Genomic DNA, 26,281 nt, shown 5'->3' with positions numbered 1-26,281 from the left:
ATCGTTTTTTGGTATAATAAAAATTGGAACATTGTTTCTTTTTCATAATCCAGAGGTCCCTCTAATGAAAAGAGCTATCAGACTTATTTCCTCAATACTTCTACTATCCCTCACTGTAGCCTTACTGGTGAGGCCTATTACAGTTTCAGCAGATGCAGGAAGCTATCTTCATGCAAAGCCTTATTATAATGGCAGTCTTTCTGTTAAAGGCACTAAGCTCATTGACGAAAAGGGAAGAGATGTAGTCCTTAGAGGAGTAAGTTTTCATGGTCTGTCCTGGTTCCCTGAATTTGTGAGCAAAACTCACTTTAAGCAGCTGAGTCAGGAATGGAACTGTAACCTTGTCAGGCTCCCCCTTTATACAGATATGTATATTCGGGCAAAAGATGATTCGGTTGCACTTGTAAAACAGGGAATAGATTATGCCATAGAAAATGATATGTACGTCATTGTCGACTGGCACGTTCTTGAGGACGCAAATCCCAACCTGCGTCTTGACTTTGCGCTGGAGTTTTTCCAGGAAATATCCACCAGTTATCCCAGTTGTCCCAACCTCATATTTGAAATCTGTAATGAGCCCAACGGTGAAACCACCTGGACAGATATATACAACTATGCCCAAAAGGTAATTCCTGTGATCAGGGAACATAACCCACAAGCTGTGATAATCGTAGGAACTCCTGTGTACGACAGAACACTTATGGCTGCAGCAAGAAAGCCGCTCCCCTACGATAACGTTATGTACGCCCTTCACTTTTACGCAGGTTCTCACAAGGAAGACCTTCAGGCTGAGCTTTTAGAGGGCCTTGAAAGAGGACTTCCGGTATTCATTTCTGAATGTGGTCTTACTGAGGCAAGCGGAGATGGCCCTATAGATTATGAAGCTGCCGGTGTATGGTTCAATATACTTCGAGACAGAGGCATCAGCTATACTATCTGGAGTTTTTCCAACAAGGATGAGACCTCCGCAATGTTCTACCCGGATTATGATCCACAGTACTCCTTTACAGATGCTAATCTCACTCCTGCAGGATACTGGGCAAAGCAGCTCATTATCGGAGAAAAACCTGATGAAATTGCTATTATTCCTTCCAAGAATGAACATAACTTTATCCCATCCTGGATAACAAGCACCCTTACCCTCAGAGACCATCTAACCTTGGAAAGATGGCCCAAAATCGCGCTGTATGTCTTACTTGCGCAGATAGCAATTGTTATTTTACTGCTTCTGTTCCGGGCCTACTCTATTCGTAAACATCCGACCTATGACACAATAACCGGAACCATTAAAAATAACTATGCACCTAAAGAGCGTCTTTATAACGCTCTTCGAATACTGGTGCTTCTTATAAGCATTTTCTTCACCATAATTTACCTCTATTGGAGGGCTGCTTTCTCTGTACCTGTAGAATCCGGTCCACTTGCAGTAGGAGCTAACCTGATCCTGCTTTTTGTAGAAATGTTTGGATTTGTAGAGTCTCTTTCCCTTTATATGCACCTTATGGGAATGAGAAAGCATCCTCTCCCCCAAATAGCTGACGAAGAGTATCCCGACGTAGATATCTTTATAGCCACATATAACGAGCCAAATGACCTTTTGGAAAGAACTATTAATGCCTGCAAACACCTGGAGTATCCTGATAAATCCAAGGTGCACATCTGGGTCTGCGATGACAACAGACGCCCTACTATGCGTGCTTTGGCAGAACAGATGGAGGTTGGATACTTTGATCGCCCTGATAACAGCGGAGCTAAGGCAGGAAACCTGAATCATGCCATGGGCCTTACAAATGCTCCATACATAGTTACTCTGGACGCAGACATGATGGTTAAAAGCGATTTTCTCCTTAAGACCATTCCATATTTTGTTGATGTGGAGAAAAGAAATGCAGACAAGCCTGAAGGTGAAAGAACATATCTTGGTCTTTTACAGACCCCTCAGTGCTTCTATGAACCCGATATTTTCCAGTATGCGCTCTATTCTGAGAAAACTGCACCTAATGAGCAGGATTTCTTCTACCGAACCATTGAAGTGGCTAAAACAGCCTCTAACAGCGTTATTTACGGTGGTTCAAACACAGTCCTCTCAAGGAGGGCATTGAATGACATAGGAGGATTCTTTACCGAGTCCATCACAGAAGATTTTGCAACAGGTCTTTTGATAGAATCCAACGGCTATGTATCGCTTGCACTTCCTGAGCCTCTGGCCAGCGGAAAGACTCCTGACACTCTGGCAGAGCATATCAAACAGAGAATACGTTGGGGCCGAGGAGTTATCAGCACAGCCAAACAGCTCCACATATTTACCAGAAAAGGTCTGTCCTTTGCTCAGCGAATAAGCTACTGGAGTTCCGTCGTTTACTGGTACTCCCCCATCAAAAACATGATATATATCCTCTCTCCGCTTGTTTTTGCTGTATTCGCCATACTGGTGTTTAAGTGCAGCTGGGTAGATCTTCTGCTATTCTGGTTCCCTATGTATATATTACAGGACCTGAGCCTGCGTGCTTTTAGTAACAATGCAGTATCACTGAAATGGAGCGGAATTTACGAAACAAGTGTTATGCCATATCTTCTGGTTCCCATTATCAAAGAGATGCTTGGTATAACCACAAAGAAGTTTGCTGTAACAGACAAGAGTAAGAAGACCATCAAACGTAAGATTGACCTTAAGGTCATAAGGCCTTTCCTTATCCTTATAGCTTTGTGTCTATTTGGTATAATCCGGTCCATTTTGACCTTCAAAGGAATACAGTCCCTAGGCCTGGTTATCCTGTTATTCTGGCTTGTTCGTAATCTGTACTTCCTGATAATGTCCATCTTCCTGGCAAGTGGCAGAGATGGTGACAGTGAGGCAGTCCACGTTGTGGACGCAGAAATGGCGACAATACACAACAAGAAGGATGGCGCTGAATTCTTTGGCGTTACAACCTATCTTACTGAACATAACCTTAAAATATTCCTGGATGAAGCCCCTGATCTGGCTATAGGTGACTACGTCAATCTTGAAATTGATGGATACAGTGCAAAAGCTTCAGTTGACGGTGTAGTAACAGGTATAAATCCTTCCCGTTCAGGACCATCAGCAGTGTATTCAATTGAGATCCTTGATTTCAAGGAGGATTGGCACGAATATCTACAGGTACTTTACGACAGGATTCCGTCCCTTCCTCAGTCACTGCAGCGTGATTACGGTATAATAAGCCATCTCATAAAAAATATTGCCCATCGCGTTCTGCAATGAGCAACATGTTTTAAAATCATAATTAAGTACTAATAGAGGTCTTTGATTGAGTTTATATCCTTTGTAAACCAGTCAACGGCCTCTTTGGGTTCAGCAATAACTATATCTGTTCCCAAAGAAAAGATCCACCCCATAAACTGATTGCTTAAAGCAACATTTACGCTGGCTTCAGACCATCCTTCTTTATCAGAAGGTCTTATGGTAATGTCCTTTCCAAACCTGTCTATAAGGACTCCTACAAGCTCATCCTTGAATTTCAGCTTGACCCTGACCTCTTCTCCACCAAACATGCCAAAATTCATTCTGGCATAGGCTGCCATGTCAAACTGCTTAAAATGCTCTTTTCCCTCTCTTCTGTCCTCGCAGATTTCGATACCTCGCATTTTGTCCACACGGAAGTGTTTGATCTTGTCTGCCTCAGAATCATAGGCTATAAGGTAATAATTCTCATCATCCCAGGTAAGAGCCCAGGGACTCACCTCATATTTACCGTCTTTGCGCAGGACCATCTCTTTTTTCACATTCCATTTAAAATAATCAAATCTTATCTTGTGATTATTACTGATGGCGCTGTGGATCTCATCTACGATGTAGTAGATACTTTCGTTCATGGTCTTTATACGGCCTTGGACCACAACCTGTCTTTTAAGCTGAGAGGCTTCATAATCGCTTACAAGTGAAGTAAGCTTTTTTATCAGCTCTCCAGACTTCTTCTCGGTAATAAACTTAGAGGACTGGATGGCGTCTACCAGGAGCTTTAATTCAGCAATTTCAAACTCCTTTGTTCCCATGTGATAATAAAAGTTTCTTCCATCCTTCTCGCCAATGACGTCATACCCCAAAAGCCTCAAGGCATCAACATCATCATAGAGACTTTTCCTATCAGCAGAAACGCCATAAGCTGCAAGATGCTCCTGTAATTCAGGCATCGTAAGCTTATGGTCGTCATCAGTTTTGTCATGCAATATTTTATATAAATAGTACAGTTTTAACTTCTGATTTGCACCCTTAGGCACAGATAAATCCTCCGTTTATACAATAACATTAGTTTTTATAAATTCTTGGTGATCTTCAGAATGTTCTTTCCGTCCTGACGCTTGTACTCCATGTTGTCCATGCTCTTTTTTACCATGTATATACCAAGGCCGCCAATCTGCCTTTCCTCTGCAGCCAAAGTAACATCAGGATCTTCTTTTTTCAGAGGATCATACTCTATTCCCTCATCAATAAAGGTTATCTCCACTCTTTGGGGGTCCTGAAAAGATTCCACACCAATAATCGCATCCCCTGTCTCAGGAGCATACGCATAACTAGCTATATTAACGAAAAGCTCCTCCACAGCCACATCAATCTGCATCTGTGTCTTCATAGAGCACTCCATTGCTTCAAGTTCAGCGTCAACAAAAGCAAGAACCTGGTCTAGATTTTCTACCAGCGCATCAATCTTCAGTTCTTTCATATTGTATTCCTTTGTGTTCGGATTTTCGTTACCCATATTTTAATTATAGTGCATAATTGCAAAAATCGTTATTATATTTTAAAATTTTTTATGGGCTTTTTACCCGAGGAAAGGAATTATTGTCCATGAACGTGCTCAGAAACCCGAAATTTCGACTTGTTGTGGTCCTTATCTGTATAGCGATAATTATTTATGAATCTTATTGTTTATACAGAGATAATAAGCAGTACCGGATTGCAGATTCTGAGTATTCCACCCTCGCAGATGACACCATAACCATGGGCGATAGCAATGATCTTCCTGAAGGAGCCACATATCCACCTCTTTATATCAATTATAACCAGCTAAAGTCTATCAATGCTGATTATGTTGGCTGGCTGTATTTCCCCTATTTTGGCATCAACTATCCTGTTGTGCACGAAACTGAGATAAATGAGTATATCCATAAAACTTTTGATGGAACTGTAAATAAATCCGGATGTCTTTTTACTGATGTTCTCAGTGATCCCGATTTTAACGGAATGCATGACATTATTTTCGGTCACAATATGAGAAATGGCTCTATGTTTGGTAAACTCAAACAGCTTGCCCAGTCCGAAAACCGCGACGCCATCGCCGAAAATCCCTACATTTACGTATACACCGACACCAATGTGTATCAATATGAGGTTTTTGCCTTCTATATCACAAAAGTTGGCAGTGATGCATATTCTGTCGTAACTGACGATGAGGAATATGATGAATTCATCAACTTCATCTCAACACATACAGCCTATGCAAAACCTGACGATCTTGATCTAAGTGATCGTCCTTCAATCCTGACTCTTTCAACTTGCTCCGGCAGTACCGGAAGCGGCAAAAGATTCGTTATTCACGCCGCCAAGATCAATTCCTGGGATCTGAAATAAGGCTCTTTTACAGATTCTCCCAGTCAATCTTCTCATTCTTGTAGAAGTATTCTTTGTCGTGTTCACCAACTTCGCGAAGGACTCTGCAGGGATTTCCCACAGCAACCACATTATCAGGGATATCCTTGGTGACTACGCTTCCTGCGCCGATTATTGTATTACTGCCTATAGTAATTCCCGGAACAATGATGACTCCTGCTCCAATCCAGGTATTGTCTCCTATACGAACTTCCTTGTTATACTGAAGCATTCTGTCACGAAGCTCCGCGTTTATAGGATGATTCGCCGTAGCAATGCACACATTTGGTCCAAACATGACCTTATTCCCAATATATACTTCGCCATCATCAACTATCGTAAGATTGAAATTGGCATAAACACTGTCCCCAAAATGAACATTCTTTCCGCCCCAATTGGCATGGAAGGGTAGCTCAATGTAGCAGTTTTCTCCACATTCAGCAAAAACCTCCTTCATGTACTTTTCCTTTTTCTCAGTCTCAGAAGGCTTCAGGTTATTAAATTCCCAAAGCTTATCCAAATAGGGCATCTGTTCTTTCATTATCTCTTCATCGCCTGGATCATAGATAAGACCAGCTTTCATTCTTTCGTATTGAGTCATATTCACCTCTATATATTATATGTATGTTATATATCTTTTCGCAAGGAAACAAAAAGAGAGCCACCGCTCTCTTTTCATATACCTCAAATGCAGTTATAGCCTTTGTTTATCAATATATTCTCCACCTGAACGATATCATCGGTATGCATTACCATGATAGGAAGTCCTGAATCTCTGTTAAAAGAAAGGTAGATGTAATTTACGTTAATATTGCTGGAATAAAGAGTCTTAAGAATGTTATCAAGTGCACCGACTTCATCTCGGCACTCAACAGCAAGAACCGGCGTGCCTTTGCAAATATAACCGTTGTTTGTCAGAACCTCAAGGCATTTATCAGGGTCCGAAACTACCATCCTTATTATTCCATATTCTGCAGAATCATTTGTAACTGATCCCAGGATGTTTATCCCATTACTTCCAAGGAGCCCTGTGATATTCTGAAAGCATCCTTTCTTATTTTCTGCATAGATTGATATCTGTTTAAGCATCTGTCTCTCTCTTTCTGTCGTTAATCCTCATTGAAGAGCTTTTTCACCGCAAGAAGGATGTCATAGGAAGTAAAAGGCTTAATAACAAAGTCCTTAGCGCCCTTCTTAAGTGCCATCATGATCATAGACTCGTATTTCTGGTCTGAACACATAATGACTTTTGCATTAGGATCGATCTTCATGATCTCTGTGAGAGCATCAATACCATTCATCTTGGGCATATTGATGTCCAGAAGCATTACGTCAGGCTGTGTTTCCTTGTACATTTCTATGGCTTTGTCACCTGAGATTGCCTCTCCAACAATCTGATAATCCTCAGCAGGAAGCGCTCCCCTCATCATTTCTCTCATTAATGTAGTATCATCAGCTATAAGTACCTTTTTACGCATATAGTCTCCTTCACCACAATAACCAGCTATTAGAAAAGTCTTCTTTACTATCTTATCACAACTAATAATTCTTTTACTAGCCTATATCATTTATACATGGTATACTTCTTTTCCGTAACATTTTGTAATAAAGAAAAGGAATTATCATGACCAAAGAAAACAAGATGGGCGTAATGCCTGTAAAGAAGCTCATAATCTCCATGTCACTGCCTATGATGATCTCAATGCTGGTTCAGGCCCTTTATAATGTTGTAGACAGCATTTTCGTATCACGTATAGGCGACCATGTTTCAGCTCTTACTGCTGTTACCTTAGCATTCCCTATGCAGAATCTTATGATTGCTCTCGGTTCTGGTACCGGCGTTGGTATTAATGCTCTCCTGTCCAGATCCCTAGGGGAAAAGAGATTTGACAGATCTGACGCTGCAGCTAATAACGGTCTTTTACTGACATTTTTTAACTTCATTATCTTTTTGCTTATTGGTATATTCTATGTCCGCTCATTTATTGCGTCACAGACCGAAAATCCTCTTATTATCGAGTATGGAACCACTTATCTTGGAATTATCTGCTGTCTTTCTGCAGGTATTTTCTTCCAGATGACCTTTGAAAGACTACTTCAGTCTACTGGAAAGACCATCTATAGTATGTTTTCTCAGGCTACAGGAGCAATAATAAACATCATATTTGACCCACTTCTTATCTTTGGAATAGGTCCATTCCCTGAACTTGGCGTTGCAGGTGCTGCTTATGCCACTGTTTTAGGTCAGTTTGTAGGCGCTTCCATAGGTCTTTTCTGTAACCTCAAGTACAATAAAGAGATTATATTCTCTATAAAGAATATACTTTCACCCAAAGTTGATATCATCAAGGAAATATACTTTGTTGGCGTTCCATCAATACTGATGATGTCCATCGGTTCAGTAATGACTTACCTGATGAACCTGATATTAAGTACCTTCTCTGATGCTGCCACTGCTGTTTTTGGAGTTTATTTCAAGCTTCAGAGCTTCTTCTTTATGCCTGTATTTGGTCTGAACAATGGTCTTATCCCTGTTTTAGCATACAATTACGGTGCAAAGAGGAAAAAACGAATTGTAGATTCTTTAAAATTTGCTTTGGTTCTGGCACTTAGCATCATGCTTGTTGGTACCATAACCTTCCTTACAATCCCTGAGCAGTTACTTGGCTTATTTAAAGCATCTGGTCAGCTACTTGTTATTGGTGTTCCCGCTCTTAGAACTATCTGCCTCTCATTCCCTCTGGCAGGAATATGTATTGCTATGGGTTCAATTTTCCAGGCATTTTCCAAGAGCATTTACTCTCTGATCATATCAGTTGGAAGACAACTTGTTGTACTTATACCTGCAGCCTGGCTTTTAGCCCAGACTGGTGTATTAAACTCAGTATGGTGGGCTTTTCCTATTGCTGAGTTAGCTTCTCTTGCGCTGTCCTCCTACTTTTTCCTTAAGCTGTATAGAGGAACTGTAGCAAAACTCTGATTTTGTAACCCTGATTTTATTAAAAGTCAATAGCTGAGCGCTTTTTCAGAATTATGCACTAAAAAACACTCTAATTTTTGGCATTTTTTCGTATTTCATCTATTGTGATGGGCATAAATAAGGTGTAAAATTCTTTTTGTAGTTAAATAACTCAATTTGAGGGAGGTATAAACCATGAATAAAACTGAACTTGTTGATGCTATCGCAAAGGAAACTGGTCTTTCAAAGAAGGATTCAGAAAAGGCTGTTAAGGCTTTCACAGATGCTGTATCAAAAGAGCTTAAGAAGAAAGGCAAAGTACAGCTTGTAGGCTTCGGTACATTCGAGACTGCTAAGAGAGCAGCAAGAACTGGTAAGAATCCTCAGACTGGCGCAGCTATCAAGATTCCTGCAGCTACAGTTCCTAAGTTTAAGGCTGGTAAGGCTCTTAAGGATGCTGTTAACGGCAAGAAGAAATAATTTCAGTTAACATTAAACCCCTGGACTTTTGTCCAGGGGTTTTTTAATGGCCATATTCGTCCATATTTGGGCTTTTTTGATCAATTTCCTGTTCTACCCTTAAGTTTCTCTTCAAGAGCCTTATGAGCCTCATAAATGTCCAAATTCTTATCCATATCCTGCTGAATAAGATTTCTGATATATTTCGTAGCTGACATATTGGCCGCCTTAGCCATATGCTCAACATAATCTCTGTAGCCTCTTACATCCAGAAGAAGGAACTTTTCCTTTTCGTATCTGCTTGCAGGCTTTTCAGCCGCTTTTTTATCAGCATTTTTAGCTTTATTAATTTCTACATTAATTTCCTCTCTTGGAGTCGGAGTTTCGATTACAACAGGCTTTGGTTCCTCTACTGGTGCAGGAATTGGTTCTTCTACAACTACAGGTGCTATTTCTTTTTCCTGTATAGGAGTCTCAACTACTGGTTCCTGAATTTCCTTGACTGCTTCAGTCACTTTTTCTTCTTTTGGAATAACATTTGTTACTTCAACTTGCTTTGGAACCGCTTCTTCTCTGACATTCAGCGGAGCCATTCCATTAAATAATCCTTTTCCAGTTTTATTGGCACCCTGTTTTAACATACTCGCTTTACTAGCCATCACTCATCCTCCTCCAGGAATTCATCAATAAAGTCGTCATAGTCTCTAGCAGCTGCAGATCCGGAAGAATATTCGAAAATATCCATCTTCATCGTCTGAGCCTCTTCAACTGATACATTAAGCCTGATTTTTGACTTATATACCTTTGTGCCAAGCATTTCAGCCTTTTCTTCGATGTCATTTATCCATATCTTTGAATTGGCTGTATTTCTTACCTTTGTAACAAGAATTCCATCGATTTTGAGCTTATCATTAGTAAATTCATGTATCTGCTCTATAAACTTATATAGTCTTGATAGTCCCTGGAGTGAGTAAGCGCCCGGTTCAAGAGGAATAACCACTTCATCAGCAACTGTAAGGATATTCATAAGAACAACACCTAGTGCAGGGCTACAGTCAAATATGCAGTAATCATATTCCTTTTTAAGCTTACTAAAAGCTGATTTTATCAGTCTTTCTCTTCCTAAATCCCCAAATGTCATATCTGCTGAAGCAAGGTCGATTCCACCCACTATAAGGTCAAGATTCTCTGAAATCGGAATAATTGCCTGATTTATATCCTTTTCCCCTCTCATAACCTCAAAAAGCTTAGCAGGAACGTTTTTAAGGAAATATTCCTGCTGTTCCGGTGATAATGCCTCAACATCCTCCGGATCCGGATCAATCGCATTAAGATCAATTCCCGCTGTCATTGAAAGGTTTTCCTGTGGATCTGCGTCCACTACAAGGACTTTGTTTCCCCTTTTAGCAAGTCCAACCGCCATTGCATAGCTGGATGTCGTTTTAGCAACTCCACCTTTCTGGTTGCTGAAAGCTACTATACGCATAATTCCTCCCTGATATATATCATATATTTGTTATATCTGTATCTTCTCTACCTTTTTAATTATATCTTAAGGCTTATTTATTTTCAATATGTAATATGATGGATATAATAAATATATGATATTATTGTTATATAACATATATTATATATTGGCTTTGTTTTGCTTTGGCCAATTGATATATGTGTTATATATCATATATGCTCGCCTAATTCTACTTCAGGCTTTTCATCTTAACAAATCAGTTATATAACACATATATTACATATAATATACTTTTTTGATTTTTTTCTTAGTCCCTTATGTCACAGAATATTATTCTGTAATCTTTATTATATATGTTATATATATCATCACCATTTTTTCTTTTTTATTTACCGAGGTTGAATTTATTTTCTGGAATTTTTTATAGTATATATATATTATATATTATATGCTGTGTTGTTCTTTCATTACCCTTGTCAGGCGTCCTTACTCATTTATTTCTACGTTTTCCAGCACTATATCCGTTATTATCCTTTCTTCGATCAAGGTAACTGGTTAATATCCCCTATTTTCAGCATACTTTCTCATGAAATGATCCCAACTTCTGTCTCTCTTAAAGTATATAATCAGCCATATTCATATATATGTTATATATTCTTTAATCAATGGAATTTTATAAAGGCCCTGATTTCAAGCATCTTTTCAGGTTTTTAAGATCTTTAAATAATTATTTCTGGCTGCATGGTCTTCAAATTTTTATAATCATAATGCTATCATGCAATATATTCTATCTATGTTATATATAATATTTATTTCATATAATATTCTTTATTCTCGAGCATGTTCCATGTATTATATTTGAACCATTTATACATATACTCTCTATAATATGTATATGATATATATCTTATATTTATATTATAATTCCACTGACGCAAATAATAAACATATGCAAAATATATGTATATAACATATATATATGATACAATTATATATGTTATATAAATATATATGTTATACATATTATACATGTTTTATGGATTATAGCATTCACATTTACGTTATATATCATCTATATCATATTGATTGTATATGCGCAATATGCTTTACATATTGTATTTAAATTAAATATGATTTGTGATTATTCAATATCATATATATCCTATATGGTTAATATATCATATACATCATATTATTCATAAATACATTAAATGTATAATAAATAGTATGTATTATATTTATGTTAGAGATTAGATATATCATAAATGCATTGTATTTAATAAATATTTTTGATATAATAAATATCAGATATAAATAATATATGTTTTATTTGTTATGAAATATAAATAAAAAGCCGAAATGAGAGAGTAATCAGGGGTAATTTTCACAGCCAGATCCAATCCAATAGGCCTCTGGACATAAATAATGGAAAATCCAAAGAAAAGGAAATGAAATGATAGGAAATCAAGCAAATTATATTAATATTCATCAAGATAAGTAGCGTTTTTAAGCAAAAGTGTTATATTTCAATATTCATAGCACCCAAGAGGGAAATAGTAGTAAAGAATAGATGAAATATTGATAAACAAAAAATTAAAAAAGTCTAAACTTTCATAGCGATATGGTGCAAGGTGCTATAAGATCGAAAGATATGCAATGAAACCGCATGAATACAGAGTCCAGTGAAATACAAAAAAATCAGTGGCTACAAAAAACAATGAATTGCAGGATTAGTTGCAATATAGAAAAGAAAAATATAGACTAACCATTTAATTACACATGGTATCTAATCAGCAAAACACACAAAGCTAAAGTATAATTAATATTAGATTTAATTAATCTGCACAATAATAATCAAAAACGAAATTGCAAACATAGAAATTTACCTAATCAGTCAATATTTTGATTTTGCAAAATTTGATATATGTTAAAATGTTACATAGTAATTAAAGCATTAAGCCTTATGTTATAAAATATTTAAAGAAAGAATTATTATAAAAACAATTAGATTTATATGTTATCTAATCATAAAATTTCGTGCAAATATTATCTTATTAATAATGGATTTTATAAATATTATATCGTGTGTTATCAAAGATTTTTATAGTTACATTTAATAATTAAATATTTATATAAAATGTTATATATTTTATAATAAACGTAGAAAAACCACTTTTAAAGTTGCAAGTTGATTGCAAGTTTTAAAGTGGTTTTTGAATGTTGTCTTGCTTTAATGTTTAAATATCCTGAAAATATGGCATTATTCATTTCAAAGCTATTGTTATTATGATCTTATTTCTGATATCCTTTATATATAAAATTATATATTTCTTACTTATGCAGGTTTTGTTGTTTTATTTTATATTAAAACAGACAATTGATTAATTAATTTAGACTCCATAAAGCCCTTATTTCAAGCGGTTTTTGCACTGGAAAGGTGTACAAAAAGGGCATAAAAAAGGTATTTTTTAGGTATTAAATGTGTATAAAAAGGGGTAATAGCGTTATAGAAACGGGAAGATTTGAGATGATTACAAGGTAAACATTTAGGGGCGTCAAGGAACTAAAATAGGGATTCAAAGGTGACTAAAAAGGGAACTACATAGAGTTGTCCTAGTATGCTCAGGTGCACTGACAAAAGCCCAGTAAATATGGGGCTTTCGGGAGGATCATATCTGGATCATATAATAAAGGTGACTAAAAAGGGAAGACATAGGTGAACAAAAAGGGAATGTATAATATAGGCCAATTTGGGCCTTTTTTTTATTTTATCGAGTAAATCTTCCAGAATTGAGTAAAAGATCCATAAACAACCCTAAAACGAGTATTTTGGATATATTATGCCTGAAGAGGATATTATTGGTATAAAGAATATGCTTATTATTCTCCTGGAATATAAAGATAGCCGTTAGAATAATCCTGGTACTGAATGATGCTAAATACATGAAGAAGTAGTTAGATATGGCCCGAACAATCATCATTTTCACAAAGGTGACTAAAAAGGGAATGTTAGGATCAAATATTAAATATGAGCAAAAAAAATGAAAGTGGCGCGAAAGCCAGTAAAATGCGGTAATTTCAAAGATCATAGCTTTTGGAAAAACTATTAAAGGTGACCAAAAAGGGAATCATTAACAGAATAGGCTTAAAGAGTGTCTAAAAAGTGCTCGAAGGGTGACTAAAAAGGGCATAAAATTGACCGATATAGTTTTTCTGGATTGGTCAAAAGGGTACATAAAGGGGATGCACAATCTGAAAGGTGCACAAAAAGGGAAGCAAAGTACTATGACTAAACAAGTCAAGATTATTTGTATTTAAAGCGAGGAAAATATACAAAATATTGGGAAAAAGTGCTTGTAAGTGACAAGAAAGGGAATATAATAGAGATAAGGTTTACAAAAAGGGAATGTTATTTAATGAATTATCATCTAAAGGTGTAAAGAAAAGGAACGAAATCATTATACCATAGGTGTACAAAAAAGGAATGTGGGGAGATATGGAACGAGAGAAGCGGGATGAGCTTATTATAAGCAATAAGAGCTATAGAAAGTCAAATGAGCTCATCAATGCTATGGGAAAAGGTACTGCGCTGAGCCAGAAGCTTTTTGCCATAGGAATGCAGAATATTAAAGTTGATGAGACGAATAACGTTGTAGCTACTATTTATGGTACTGAGCTAAGGAAAATGTTTAAATCCAGCTCCGGATCCTTATATGAGCATATAGAAGCCCTCTGTGACAGACAGATTAAAGGAGCTACTATTTTTGACTGGAATCTTTTGATGAAGGATAAGGAAAATGGAAAGATCGAGGCACATCAGGTTGTAACAGATGCCTCTTTTAAGAATGGAACCCTTACCCTTAGATATAATAACTCACTTACGGACAAGATAATCAATCTGCAGAAAGATTATACCGTTTTGAGCCTTTCTGACACCTTAAGTCTTAAGAGTGTCTATTCCCTGAGATTATATGAGATGCTTAAGTCTGCATATGATTACCAGAGTGCAGTAACTAAGCGTCAGGGTGAACTTGTCATAGAATACTTCCTTACAGAGCTTAAACTTGAACTTGGAATCATAAATTCCGGTGGCAGTAAGGAAATTAAGGCGGAGCTTGAAAAGGATTTTCCTGACTATGACAGGATAGATGAATTTGCTGAAAAAACCGGTCAGACAAAGTATAAAGAGTATAAGATATTTAACAGGAATGTACTCTCAAAGGCGAAGGATGAGTTAAATAAAAAGACCAGCCTTCAGGTAGAATATGAGCCTGTAAAAAGCGGAAGAAAGACTGTTAGGATCAGATTTTTCGTTACCAAGAAGGGGGCAGAGGTTATAAAAGAAACAAAGGCTCCTCAGGTAAATAGAGATGACATACTGGATGATCTTACAGATCTTATGCATGATGATTTCAAATTTCGTGAAATCAGGGAAATTGCTGAATTTGCTGGTTATGATTATGACAAGATCGAGAAGGCCTACAATTATATGCTGAGCTATAGTTCTACGGTTGAAGTACCTATAGCTTTCATGAAGGATTGCATCAAAAATGAGTATTATTCCAGTAAGAGAGCTCCTAAAAAGGCAGTAAACAGCTCTTTTAACCCGATGGAACAGCATGCTGGTTACGATTTTGAGGAATTAGAAAAGAAACTGTTGGATAATTGAATATGTTATTTATGTTATATAACATAAATAGTCGGAGGGTAATATGGAAAAAATAGTGGCAAAGCTGCTTATTTATGGGGATTTACCGACAGATTCGATACTTTTACAATTGTCCGATGTCTATAGGGATTTTAATAGTGGCAGCTACAAAAAAGAAGATCTTATCACCAGATGCTATAGACAGATCAAGCGCATATTAGAGCTTGGCACTGACTGTGCATTTGATAAGAATTTGTGGCATAACTATCTGACTTACCTGATGATAATGGATGAAAACCCATTTAGTCTGACCTGTGAAAAGGTTGGAAGTAAGGATGGCAGCGTTAATCACTTTGCTACCAATGATTTTCATGCTTTCAGGGAGCTTTTCAATTTTGATTTTTCAGGCTTGGAAAAAGCCCTGGGAATCGATTGCTTCACCTGCATAACAAATTACAAAGCCATAGAAAAGCCAGAGCTTATGTATAATGGCAATGTAAGCGAAAAGGTCAGGGCATTAAGCGAAGAGCTGGAAAAAGCTCAAACTGATGACAAATTCTTTAATATAGTCACGGCCTTTTATAAAAGGATTGGAGTTGGGGCTTTTGGCCTTAATAAAGCCTTTAGAATCCGGGAGATTTCAGGGGGATACGTAGAATTTAACCCTATAAACAACATGGATACTGTTGTACTTTCGGATCTTATTGGATATGAGATTCAGAAGGAAAAACTGATAGCTAACACGAAGGCCTTTGTTGAAGGTAAAAAAGCCAATAATGTGCTTTTATTTGGTGACAGTGGGACAGGAAAGTCTACCAGTATTAAAGCAATTGTCAATGAATTCTACAATGATGGTCTGAGGATGATCGAGATATATAAGTATCAATTCAGGCTTTTATCTCAGCTTATAGCCCAGATCAAGAACAGAAACTATAAATTTATCATATATATGGATGATCTGTCTTTTGAGGAGGATGAGTCCGATTATAAGTTCTTAAAGGCTGTAATTGAGGGTGGTGTAGAGACTAAACCGGATAATATCCTGATATATGCCACATCCAACAGAAGACACCTTATCAGGGAGACCTGGAGAGACAGAAGTGATGTGGAACAGGATGGAGATATTCATCGTTCTGACACCATGGAAGAGAAGCTTTCACTGGCCAACAGATTTGGTGTTACTATTGGCTACTACAAGCCTTCAAGGCAGGAATTTTATGATATTGTAAGGGGGCTTACGGCGAGAAATGGAATAGATATGCCGGAAGAGGAATTACGGCTTGAAGCTGACAGATGGGAGATGTATCACGGCGGCATTTCAGGCAGAACAGCACAGCAATTTGTTAATTATTTACTAGGGAAATAAAAAAACATATATCATATATAACATATAGATATTATAAAACATATGAGAGATATATAAAAGGCTATGGCATTACGCCATAGCCTTATTTGATCTGGAAATGAGTATAATCATGGATTCCACTTTAGGTTTGGACAATCAAAGGCACAACCCTGAAGTGAATTGTTTCGGACTTCACAGGAGGCATTACGGCATTCTTTGCATTTGAAATTATAGTGATAAGAATATCTGATCTTGCAGGTCTTACAGCAGAAAGGATTACTACTGTTTCTTGCGATAAAAGATCTGCCACATCCAACACAATTTATTACCACATTATGAGCCATAATCCACCTCCTACATACTATTTTATTGCAAAAAAACAAGCATAATCAATTAAATTGTAATAAAATGATGATAAAATATGAAATAATAAGCGGAGAAGAATAATGCACGAAATGAGCTACATAGCCAGGATGGTATCCATGGCGCTTGAGGTGGCAGAAGAAAACCATGCAAAAAAGGTAAAGAAAATAGAGGTTGAAATTGGTAAAACCAGTGGCGTAATGCCATATTATATGCATAAATATTATCCTGATGCATCTAAAGGCACTATTTTAGAAGGCGCAGAGCTTATTTGTGAAGAAGTAGATGTAAAAGCTTTATGTGAAGAATGCGGGAGTGAATACTTCCCTACAAGAGAGAATCATTATCTCTGCCCTGTGTGCGGAGGAAGAAAAGCACATATTATCCAGGGAAAGGGTGTAACACTAAAGAACGTCGTAATAGAAGATTGAGAAAGGTGGTCGCTGATGAAAGTATTATATCTGGAGTGCAAAATGGGCATAGCGGGAGATATGCTTGCATCATCTCTTCTTGGACTTTTTGATGATAAAGAAAAGCTGGTTGATGAGCTCAATGCAATAAATATCCCCAAGGTAAGATTCAGGCTTGATGAGGCAATGAAATGCGGAATTAAAGGGGGCCATTTGACTGTTTTGATCGACGGAGAAGAAGAGACAAGTGAAGATGTTCCAGATCATCATAAAGATCATGACCATCATGATCATCAAGACAGTAACGGCGACGTGGAACATCATCATGAACATGGACATAGCAGAACGCCGAGGCAGATCGAGGAAATTATAGAAGGACTTAATTTATCCAAAGAAGTTAGAAGTGACATAAGAGAGGTATATGAGATACTTGCAGAGGCAGAAAGTGAGGTCCATGGAACATCGATCTCTGAGATCCATTTCCACGAAGTTGGAAATCTGGATGCCATAGCAGATATTGCAGCTGCATGCTTTCTGATGCATGAGCTGGATCCGGATAAAGTCATTGTGTCTCCGATAAATGTGGGAAGTGGTCAGGTTAAGACTGCCCATGGAATCCTTCCTGTTCCTGCTCCTGCCACAGCTCTTTTACTAAAAGGAATCCCCAGTTATTCCAGTGACATTGTGACAGGTGAGCTTTGTACCCCAACAGGTGCAGCTCTGGTTAAATATTTTGCCTTTGAGTTTGGCTCGCAGCCGGTTATGGCTATGGAAAAGATCGGCTATGGAATGGGCAAAAAGGACTTTGAACAGGCAAACTGTGTAAGAGCACTGCTTGGTGAGGTAAATGAAGATATAGACAGGATTGTTGAACTTTCCTGTAATATAGATGATATGACTCCTGAGGAGCTTGCTTTTGCAAAAGAAATGCTATTTGATGCAGGAGCTGTCGATGTTTATACAATATCGATTGATATGAAAAAGAACAGATCAGGATTTCTTTTGACTTGCATGTGCAAAGAGGATAAGAAGGAAGCTTTGATCAGGTGTATATTCAGACATACTACAACGCTTGGAGTACGTGAAAGCATGAGTAACCGCTATATTCTCTCAAGAGAGGTGGAAAAGATAGATACCCCTTATGGAGAAATGCAGGTTAAAAGAGCTTTTGGCTACGGTACTAAGCGTGAGAAGCTTGAATATGAGGATCTTGCAGGCATAGCCAGAAGAACAGGCAGATCAATCATGAGCCTTAGAAAAGAGCTGGAGAAATAAAAAACCTGCCGTCCTCACACTGGGACGGCAGGAAATAAATCTTATTCATTTGCAAGTTCAGAGATTGCTTCACTGGACTTTTTGATAGTATCATCAACGGACTGTGTACCTTCGATGCATTTAACAAGTTCCTGTCCAAAGACATCCTCTATACGGGACCACTTTGTTGTACGGGGGCGAACCCTGGAGTTGTTGGTTCCGCTATATACCTGATTGAAGTAAGGATATTTTTCCAATACAGTTTTATCCTTAAAGACACTCTTTCTTGTGGGAATTCCCCCATAATCCAGTGCTTTTTTCTGGACATCTGTACTTGTAAGATACACAGCCAGCTTAAGTGCAAGTTCTTTATTGGCAGAATTCTCAGTTATTCCAAGAAGCCAGTTTCCAATCTCTCCGGTTGGTAATACCTCAGAAGATGCATCCTTTTTTCCCGGAATCTGGGCAATGGAGGCTGTTGGTCCTTCTCCTGTGACAAACCAGGAGGGCCATCCCAGGGAAACCCCGGCTTCTCCGGAGTTAATAGCGTTTACTAGATCGTCCTTTGCATAATTATCGCCGGATTCATATAGCTTACAATAAAACTCTAAGGCATCCCGGCTTTCCTTTGAGTCAAGGATCACCTTGTTGTTTTCATCAAACAGGTCTCCTCCAAAGGCCCATAGGATAGGGAGGAAGTCAGAAACGATAGGATTTCCGCTCTGGCCTCTTATGGCATATCCATTTGTCCCTTCAGTTTTAACGCTTTCGCATGCTGTAAGAATGCTGTCCCAGTTATCAAATACAGATTCATCAGTGATAACTGTGGAATTGTAGAAGATAAGCTGTACATTGCCTGAAAATGGAAGAGAATAGGTAGCGCCAAGGGGATAAGGGTCCTTTCCAAGGAGCCTTGATTTCTCAACAAAGTCTTCATCATCAGCGTAGCCAAGCTTTGTAAGATTGGTAATAACTTTTTTCTCAATATATTCAGGCATCAGAGGATCATCGATCATGATGATGTCATACTTTCCGGTTTCTTTTGTGGCTTCTTCTATTATGGAGTCGTGAAGTTCGGAATTGCCCAGAGATACAACATTTACAGTGCAGTTATTATCTTTTTCAAAATCTGTCTTAACTGCATTTATAACATCTGAATGAGACCCGTCTCTAGCTGCGATAGTAATGACAGGTCCGGAAGAGGTATTATTTTGCGAAGAACAGCCGAAAACACTGAGTATCATACAGGTTATCAGCGTAAATGCGAGAATTTTTCTTCGATTTTCCATAGTTCGCCCTCCATAATACATAAATTTTATCATATTTCGAACTATTAATTGTGAAATATAAATAATATTATGATTAACTTTGTAGTATAATTTATATGTATTTTTGTGATTAAATACTACAGGCACAAGGAGATAAGACATGCGTTCAACAAACAGCAAAGGTAAAATAGGATATGCATCCGAGGCTGAATTTTCTGCCAGTGATATTTTATATATGCTTAAAGATCTTCCGGATCCATGCTGTATATTTAAGGTTTTGACAGATCCCTTTGGAACAGTTAAAGATATGCTGTTTTTATTTGTAAACGAAAAGTATGCAAAAATGACAGGGAAAACCACAGCTGAGCTTGTGGGATCCACTTTTTATTCTACTGTGTCCAATCAGGATGAGGACTGGATCAGATTTAGCTATCAGGCGGCCATTTTAAGGCAGTCTTCCATAAATAGGACATATAACAGCCAGCTTGATAAATGGTTTGAATTTTGGGCTGTTCCAGTGTATCGTAAGGGCTTTTGTGCGTACATTATCCATGATGTAACTGCGGATAAGAGGGATGAAGAGGACAGGATTTATAAATCCAACACAAATGAGCTGGTTATTGAGTGTGCAAAGGCTGTTTCCACATCTGATTTTAATAAGGGAATGAAAAGAGTCTTAAAGAAGATCGGACAGACTATCGAAGCGGACAGAGTATACGTGGTGCGCACCAAGGATGCTTATTCAAAAGATTTTTATGAATGGGTCAGCAAGTCCAGCGCCAATGATTTTTCTGCAAAAAAAGTCTTTGAACAGTATGATCTGAGTGCTATTCTTACAAAAAGGATGGGCAGGGATAATTCTTTTTATATGAATGATACTGCGTCCATAATGGATAAGTATCCAGAGTTATATACTGACCATCTTGCCGGAAGGTGCTCCAGATTTATTGTGGCGAAGCTGAAGGATAAGGATGAGCTTATGGGCTTCCTTATAGCTGTGAATTATAAGCTGGAGCTTCACATGGACATGTCCTTGGTTATGGAGACAGTAGCTGCGTTTATTTCCTCTCAGATAAAGAACCATGAGCTTCACGAAGAACTCATGTATCTCGGTGGACATGATGCTCTTACAGGTTTGGGTAACAGATATTCCTTAAATGAAACAGTTAAGGTGCTATCCGAGCTGTCATCTCCTGTTGGGGTTTGCTACGCTGATATTAACGGATTAAAGACCATTAACGATGACAATGGTCATGAAGCTGGAGATAAGATTATCTGCAGTATGGCAACCGTCTTCTCGTCTGTATTTAAGAAAAAATACTGCTTCAGAATAGGCGGGGATGAATTTATTGCTATTGTTCCCGAGATAGAGAAGGATAAATTCGAGGAACTGGTAAATAAGCTAAAAGCTAAAGATAAGGACAAAACGGTTGCAATAGGGCATGTGTGGGCAAAAGACTCTTCAAGTCTTTCAAAACTCATCCAGAAGGCCGATGAAGCCATGTACAAGGATAAGGCCACCTATTATAAGGCCCACGAAAGACGCCACTCAAGTTAATAAAACAAATAAAAGAGTAGTCATCACGTTATGTGGTGGCTACTCTTTTTTCCCATCCGCTCTTTTTGAAGTAGATAAACATTATTATGCTGCACATTAGCCATCCAACCGGATATGCTATGGCTATTGGGTAGATCGAAGCTGTAAGGTGGGAAACTACAAACAAAAAGATCTGTCTGAATACTACGAAGGAGCCCATCATTATGAACATTGGGGCTTTTGCATCTCCTACACCTCTAAGCACTCCTGCATGAGTCTGGTTACTGCAACAAAGAATGTCAAAGCAACAATTCATTCTGATAAAAAGTGTTCCATATCGAATTACTTCAGGATCGGTGTTAAACCAGGAAACAAGCCTTGGAGCCGCAATAAACTCAGGGATAACAAGTGCTATTGTACAGATGCCTGCCAGGAAAAGAGCTTCTCTAATACCTTGCTTGATCCTGGTGATATTTCCGGTTCCTGCGTTTTGGCCCACAAATGTTGTGGCTGTCATGGCTATGCTCTGCATAGGAAGCATTACAAAGTTGTCTATACGGCCATAGGTGCCCCATCCGGCGGTGCTGTCTTTGCCAAATCTATTAATATAGGACTGGACGAACAGATTGGAGAATGAGATAACGGCCATCTGGAAGCCGGCAGGTAATCCAATCTTTATAATCTGATCAAGGGAGTGTCTGTCAATCTTAAGCTCGGAGAACCTGACATTGTAGCATTCCTTACTGAAAATGAGCACCAGTATTGTCAGCGTAGCTGACACAAATTGCGAAATTATGGTAGCATAGGCTGCTCCTGAAACGCCCATTTTTAAGAAATAAACAAAAACAATATCCAGGATAGTGTTAAGAACAGAGGTGACAATCAGGAATACCAGAGGCATCATGGAATTTCCTACGGCTCTTAGTATGGAAGAGCCGATATTATAGAACATGAGCCCTAAGATGCCAAGAAAGTAGATCCTCAGGTAAATTGTGGCAAGAGGCATAACTTCTGTTGGAGTTGCCATGAAGGTCAGAAGCGACGGAGTAATGAAGTAGCCAAAAGCCATTAAGACCAAGCCCATTATCAGCGTACATAAAAGAGCTGTATGAACCGCTTTTCTTAGCTCTTTTATCTGCCTGGCGCCAAAATTATGGGAGATAACTACGCTTGCTCCTGTGGAAAATCCCATAAAAAAACCAACAAGCGTGGTTATAGCAGGGGCCACGCTTGTTACTGCACCGAGCGCTTCTGGGCCCACTACGCGGCCCACAACAGCACTGTCGATGGTGTTATATAGTTGTTGAAAAATGTTTCCGGCAAGCAAGGGGAGCGCAAAAAGTATCATCTCTTTGCGTATGGGCCCTTGTGTCATATCCATTGTAGAGGATTTTGCCATGTTTTTACCTGTTATATAACAAATATAAGTTATCTATCAAGCAAGAGAAGCGGTAATGATGGCCATTGAGTAAACCTCAATAGCGTTGCAACCACGTGAAAGGTCATTGATTGGTGCATTGAGACCAAGAAGGATAGGACCATAAGCCTCAAAGTTACCCATTCTCTGTGCAATCTTGTATCCGAGGTTACCTGCGTTGATATCAGGGAAGATGAATGTGTTTGCGTGTCCTGCAACAGGTGAACCAGGAGCCTTCTGCTTAGCTACACGAGGAGAAACAGCTGCGTCGAACTGAAGCTCTCCGTCGATAGGAATCTCTGGATACTTCTCCTGAGCTTTCTTTGTAGCGTTCTGCATCTTGGTTACAGTATCATCCTTAGCTGATCCCTTTGTTGAGAATGAAAGGAATGCAACCTTAGGATCTACGCCGAAGCGCTGTGCGCAGTTAACTGTCTCGCCACAGATCTCAACAAGCTCATCCTCGTTAGGGTTGATGTTGATTCCGCAGTCAGCCATTGCAATTACCTCGTTCTCGCCTGTAGCTGAAGGACGAACAAGGATGAAGCATGAAGAAACGATAGTGTTCTCAGGCTTTGTCTTAATGATCTGAAGAGCTGGACGAACAGTGTCAGCTGTTGAGTAAGTAGCTCCACCAAGAAGGCAGTCACCAAGACCCATCTTTACAAGCATGGTTCCGAAGTAGTTTGTCTGCTTAAGCATAGGAATAGCCTTTTCAGGAGTCATTCCCTTGCTCTTTCTAAGTTCACAGAACTCAGCAACCATTTCGTCGAACTTGTCATAGTTATCGGGATCTATTATCTGAGCGCCACGAATGTTGTAACCAGCGTCCTCAGCTGCCTTGTTGATCTCTGCTTCGTTTCCAAGAAGAATAGGCTTAATAAAGTTTCCTGCAAGAAGACGAGAAGCAGCCTCGAGAATTCTTGGATCTGAGCCCTCTGGGAAGACGATTGTCTTAGGGTTCTGCTTAAGTTTCTGAATCATATCACCAAATCCGTACATTTATTTTTCCTCCTTATATGTATCAGGTATTTGTTCTGATGTAAGCGCATACATTTCTGCTGCGAAGAGTAATTATAGTGCAAGGATTTTAAAAATAATTTGATTTCACTCAAATTTGACGGTAAAATGATTGGGAATAAATTAACAAAAAGAAAGGTGTAACACTATGAATATGAACCCAATGATTCTTATGCAAATGCAGCAAAGAATGCAGACTTTCCAACAGGATCATCCTAAGTTCCTGCCCTTCCTTAATGCGGTTAAGGACAATGCGCTTCAGGAGGGAACAGTCTTTGCCATGAAGGTAACAACTCCTGAGGGAAAGACACTGGAGTCAAACATCAAATTGACAGCTAATGATATCGAGACCATCAGAATGATGACAGACCCTGCAAATCAGAATTAAAGGGTTTTCAGATATCCATTTTCTTTCTTTACAAAGTCATATTTTTTAAGGTAGTCCTTGTGGTACTCGTCCGGTCCATTGTAGGTAAGAGAAGTGATCCCTTTAGCCGGTAGCTTTGAAAAGATAAAATCTCCTATAGAAAAGTCCCTGAACTCAGGTAGTGAATAATCAAGGAGAATGTCGAAGGAGTTATCGTCATTTCTGTTTCCTGCAAAGACTCCCGCAGGGGAACCCTGATAGCATATAAGATATGCAAGGTTTGCCTTGTTGAGGGCCAGGTCAATGCCCGGGAAGCATTTTTCAATGTCATCTTTACAGCGGTCAACGGTATACCTCAGCATACCATCTTCAGGAGATACTTCTACAAGGTCATAGTTCCTTGTATTCTCACTGGTATTGCCCATCTTCACAAGATGATAGATGTTGATGATAACGAGACAAAGATTCATTATGGCTGTTGGATAGGAGTGTATGATAAATGCATACACGGTAAAGATTACACTTCCTATGGAGTTAACAATCCTGAGTTTCCTGACAGATACCATCAGGAAAGAGACCAGCACAAGGGCTGATCCAAGATAACCTACAGCTTCAATGATCATACTGGAATTCATAAAAACCTCACTAAAAATATTATTTTCGTACTTACCTATTATAATATAAAATGCCAATTTGGACATAGAAAAAAGCCGTTCAAGCGGCTTTTTTTCGTGCAATAAATGTATTTCCGACTACTTTTATCAGGATAGTAAAAGAATAATAAACGTAGCAAAAGATGCAACAAAAGCAGATACGCAGGATGCAGTAACAATTTTTGATCTGAAATCAGATGCATCTACATATTTGCCGTTGAATATGATCGTATCAATTACTTTAGGCTCGTGGCCTTTATGTACAGACTTCATACTATCCATTTATTTATCTCCGCATGTAATCTTACAAACCCATTTTTCATATCATAACCTATAAATCTTTATTTTCCCGTAACTGCCACTAAAGAAATTATAAAAAGAGTATTAATATCGTATGATTCTGTGATATACTGTCAAAAATGTTGATTTAACGATTTAGTTTGCTAAAGAGCAAAAGGGGGTTTTACGTGAAGGTATCAATAAGTCTTGAGAAGGCTAAAGAGATAATAGCAGGCGGGAACTATGATGTCATTCCTATAAGCTGCGAGATCCTGTCTGATTTCATTACTCCAATTGAACTGGTCAGAAAGCTTAAAAATGTGTCTGATCATTGTTACATGCTGGAATCTGCCCAGGCCAACGAGTACTGGGGACGATATACATTTTTAGGTTACGATCCCAAAATGGCAATAACCTGCAAGGATGGGGAGCTGGTAGCAGGGGATACGGTTTATAAGACCACTGAACCCTGGAAGATCCTAAAAGAGATCCTGGGAGGTTTTAAGAGTCCTCATTTTGAGGATCTGCCTTCATTTACCGGCGGATTAGTGGGCTATTTTTCTTTTGATTATTATGGCTACTGTGAGCCTACTGCCAGAAGAAAAGTTGAGGATTCAGATGCCTTTAAGGATCTTGATCTGATGCTCTTTGATAAAGTCATAGCTTTTGACAACGTCAAACAGAAGATAATAGTTATTGCAAATGCCGTAACAAGCGATATTGAAAAAGGCTACGCGGATGCTGTAAAAGAGCTGGAAAGAATAGTTGATCTTATAGAAAATGGGGAGAAAAAACCTGAGGAAAAGGGCATTCTTACAGGTGAGGTAACACCTCTTTTCAGTAGGGAAGAATACTGTGAAATGGTTGAAAAGGCCAAGAGATATATCCGTGAGGGAGATATCTTCCAGATTGTTCTTTCAAACAGGCTTTCTGCAACCTTTAAGGGAAGTCTTTTTGATACCTACAGAGTTCTAAGGACTATAAACCCTTCTCCTTACATGTTCTATTTTTCCGGAACAGATGTTGAGGTGGCAGGAGCATCCCCTGAGACTCTTGTAAAGCTTGAAAATGGAGTTCTGCACACCTTCCCTCTGGCTGGAACCAGGCCAAGAGGAGCTACCGAGGAAGAGGATAAAGCCCTGGAAAAAGAGCTTTTGGCAGACGAAAAGGAGCTGGCAGAGCACAACATGCTGGTGGATCTGGGA

General features: G+C 38.5%; 23 protein-coding genes. 11 read left to right on the top strand and 12 right to left on the bottom strand.

Annotated elements, in window-relative coordinates; translation table 11 throughout:
• Positions 1–64: 64 nt before the first annotated feature.
• Positions 65–3,244: a cellulase family glycosylhydrolase gene (locus tag BO18_RS30450; protein WP_081861343.1), complete on the top strand. Its 3,180-nt coding sequence runs from the start codon at positions 65–67 to the stop codon at positions 3,242–3,244.
• A gap of 29 nt (positions 3,245–3,273) precedes the next feature.
• Here the strand turns inward: BO18_RS30450 and BO18_RS30445 are convergent, their stop codons facing one another.
• Together BO18_RS30445 and BO18_RS30440 are read right to left on the bottom strand one after the other, a co-directional pair.
• Positions 3,274–4,260: a helix-turn-helix transcriptional regulator gene (locus BO18_RS30445; protein ID WP_034452668.1), complete on the bottom strand. Its 987-nt coding sequence runs from the start codon at positions 4,258–4,260 to the stop codon at positions 3,274–3,276.
• Positions 4,261–4,295: 35 nt separating this feature from the next.
• Complete coding sequence (locus BO18_RS30440; protein WP_034452664.1) at positions 4,296–4,703, bottom strand: ATP-binding protein; 408 nt, start codon at positions 4,701–4,703, stop codon at positions 4,296–4,298.
• Between the two features lie 125 nt (positions 4,704–4,828).
• On the opposite strand from BO18_RS30440, the gene BO18_RS30435 reads away from it, so the two are divergent.
• The gene (locus BO18_RS30435) at positions 4,829–5,611 is read left to right on the top strand and encodes a class B sortase (RefSeq protein WP_034452661.1); all 783 of its coding nucleotides are present in this window, start codon (positions 4,829–4,831) and stop codon (positions 5,609–5,611) included.
• A gap of 7 nt (positions 5,612–5,618) precedes the next feature.
• On the opposite strand, the gene BO18_RS30430 is transcribed toward BO18_RS30435, so the two are convergent.
• From BO18_RS30430 to BO18_RS30420, 3 genes are all read right to left on the bottom strand, one after another.
• The gene (locus BO18_RS30430) at positions 5,619–6,230 is read right to left on the bottom strand and encodes a sugar O-acetyltransferase (RefSeq protein ID WP_034452658.1); all 612 of its coding nucleotides are present in this window, start codon (positions 6,228–6,230) and stop codon (positions 5,619–5,621) included.
• 83 nt (positions 6,231–6,313) lie between these two features.
• Positions 6,314–6,718 carry an amino acid-binding protein gene (locus BO18_RS30425; RefSeq protein ID WP_034452655.1) on the bottom strand — a complete coding sequence of 135 codons (405 nt, stop codon included), beginning with the start codon at positions 6,716–6,718 and terminating at the stop codon, positions 6,314–6,316.
• A gap of 20 nt (positions 6,719–6,738) precedes the next feature.
• The gene (locus BO18_RS30420; protein ID WP_034452652.1) at positions 6,739–7,107 is read right to left on the bottom strand and encodes a response regulator; all 369 of its coding nucleotides are present in this window, start codon (positions 7,105–7,107) and stop codon (positions 6,739–6,741) included.
• 146 nt (positions 7,108–7,253) lie between these two features.
• On the opposite strand from BO18_RS30420, the gene BO18_RS30415 reads away from it, so the two are divergent.
• Both BO18_RS30415 and BO18_RS30410 read left to right on the top strand, forming a co-directional pair.
• Positions 7,254–8,609 (top strand): MATE family efflux transporter, encoded by a 1,356-nt coding sequence (locus BO18_RS30415; RefSeq protein WP_034452649.1) that lies wholly within the window; start codon positions 7,254–7,256, stop codon positions 8,607–8,609.
• Between the two features lie 174 nt (positions 8,610–8,783).
• A complete protein-coding gene (locus tag BO18_RS30410) occupies positions 8,784–9,068 on the top strand; it encodes an HU family DNA-binding protein (RefSeq protein ID WP_022766405.1) in 285 nt (94 codons plus the stop codon).
• 80 nt (positions 9,069–9,148) lie between these two features.
• On the opposite strand, the gene BO18_RS30405 is transcribed toward BO18_RS30410, so the two are convergent.
• Both BO18_RS30405 and BO18_RS30400 read right to left on the bottom strand, forming a co-directional pair.
• Positions 9,149–9,706, bottom strand: a complete 558-nt coding sequence (locus tag BO18_RS30405) for a hypothetical protein (protein WP_034452647.1) — start codon at positions 9,704–9,706, stop codon at positions 9,149–9,151.
• Positions 9,706–10,533: a ParA family protein gene (locus BO18_RS30400; RefSeq protein WP_034452644.1), complete on the bottom strand. Its 828-nt coding sequence runs from the start codon at positions 10,531–10,533 to the stop codon at positions 9,706–9,708. Before BO18_RS30400 ends, BO18_RS30405 begins: the two co-directional genes overlap by 1 nt.
• Before the next feature lie 3,478 nt (positions 10,534–14,011).
• On the opposite strand from BO18_RS30400, the gene BO18_RS30395 reads away from it, so the two are divergent.
• The 4 genes from BO18_RS30395 (at position 14,012) to larC (ending at position 18,556) form a co-directional block, all read left to right on the top strand.
• Entirely contained in the window at positions 14,012–15,184 is a 1,173-nt protein-coding gene (locus BO18_RS30395) for a replication initiation protein (protein ID WP_034452642.1), read from the top strand.
• A gap of 43 nt (positions 15,185–15,227) precedes the next feature.
• Positions 15,228–16,529 (top strand): ATP-binding protein, encoded by a 1,302-nt coding sequence (locus tag BO18_RS30390; RefSeq protein WP_034452639.1) that lies wholly within the window; start codon positions 15,228–15,230, stop codon positions 16,527–16,529.
• 425 nt (positions 16,530–16,954) lie between these two features.
• Positions 16,955–17,302 (top strand): hydrogenase maturation nickel metallochaperone HypA, encoded by a 348-nt coding sequence (gene hypA, locus BO18_RS30385; protein ID WP_034452637.1) that lies wholly within the window; start codon positions 16,955–16,957, stop codon positions 17,300–17,302.
• Between the two features lie 15 nt (positions 17,303–17,317).
• The gene (gene larC / locus BO18_RS30380; protein ID WP_034452635.1) at positions 17,318–18,556 is read left to right on the top strand and encodes a nickel pincer cofactor biosynthesis protein LarC; all 1,239 of its coding nucleotides are present in this window, start codon (positions 17,318–17,320) and stop codon (positions 18,554–18,556) included.
• A 41-nt stretch (positions 18,557–18,597) separates the two neighbouring features.
• Here larC and BO18_RS30375 read toward each other — a convergent pair whose 3' ends face one another.
• The gene (locus BO18_RS30375; protein WP_034452633.1) at positions 18,598–19,824 is read right to left on the bottom strand and encodes an extracellular solute-binding protein; all 1,227 of its coding nucleotides are present in this window, start codon (positions 19,822–19,824) and stop codon (positions 18,598–18,600) included.
• Between the two features lie 139 nt (positions 19,825–19,963).
• On the opposite strand from BO18_RS30375, the gene BO18_RS30370 reads away from it, so the two are divergent.
• The gene (locus BO18_RS30370; protein ID WP_034452632.1) at positions 19,964–21,361 is read left to right on the top strand and encodes a sensor domain-containing diguanylate cyclase; all 1,398 of its coding nucleotides are present in this window, start codon (positions 19,964–19,966) and stop codon (positions 21,359–21,361) included.
• A 28-nt stretch (positions 21,362–21,389) separates the two neighbouring features.
• Here BO18_RS30370 and BO18_RS30365 read toward each other — a convergent pair whose 3' ends face one another.
• Both BO18_RS30365 and pta read right to left on the bottom strand, forming a co-directional pair.
• Entirely contained in the window at positions 21,390–22,739 is a 1,350-nt protein-coding gene (locus BO18_RS30365) for an MATE family efflux transporter (protein ID WP_034452631.1), read from the bottom strand.
• Between the two features lie 36 nt (positions 22,740–22,775).
• A complete protein-coding gene (gene pta / locus BO18_RS30360) occupies positions 22,776–23,759 on the bottom strand; it encodes a phosphate acetyltransferase (RefSeq protein WP_034452630.1) in 984 nt (327 codons plus the stop codon).
• 166 nt (positions 23,760–23,925) lie between these two features.
• Here pta and BO18_RS30355 point away from each other — a divergent pair, with 166 nt between their 5' ends.
• Positions 23,926–24,165 carry a hypothetical protein gene (locus tag BO18_RS30355; RefSeq protein WP_051689325.1) on the top strand — a complete coding sequence of 80 codons (240 nt, stop codon included), beginning with the start codon at positions 23,926–23,928 and terminating at the stop codon, positions 24,163–24,165.
• Here the strand turns inward: BO18_RS30355 and BO18_RS30350 are convergent.
• Together BO18_RS30350 and BO18_RS35280 are read right to left on the bottom strand one after the other, a co-directional pair.
• Positions 24,162–24,779, bottom strand: coding sequence for a YgjV family protein (locus BO18_RS30350; RefSeq protein ID WP_034452628.1), 618 nt, complete (start codon positions 24,777–24,779; stop codon positions 24,162–24,164). The genes BO18_RS30355 and BO18_RS30350 overlap by 4 nt on opposite strands.
• Positions 24,780–24,905: 126 nt before the next feature.
• Entirely contained in the window at positions 24,906–25,079 is a 174-nt protein-coding gene (locus BO18_RS35280; RefSeq protein ID WP_185752646.1) for a hypothetical protein, read from the bottom strand.
• 185 nt (positions 25,080–25,264) lie between these two features.
• Between BO18_RS35280 and BO18_RS30345 the strand changes: the two genes are divergently transcribed.
• Positions 25,265–26,281 (top strand): anthranilate synthase component I family protein (locus BO18_RS30345; RefSeq protein WP_034452626.1); only part of this gene is annotated, 1,017 nt, incomplete at its 3' end.

Source organism: Butyrivibrio sp. AE2032 (genome assembly GCF_000702965.1).
Note: the sequence above shows the minus strand (reverse complement) of the source record. Positions and strands in the feature narration are given on the sequence as shown.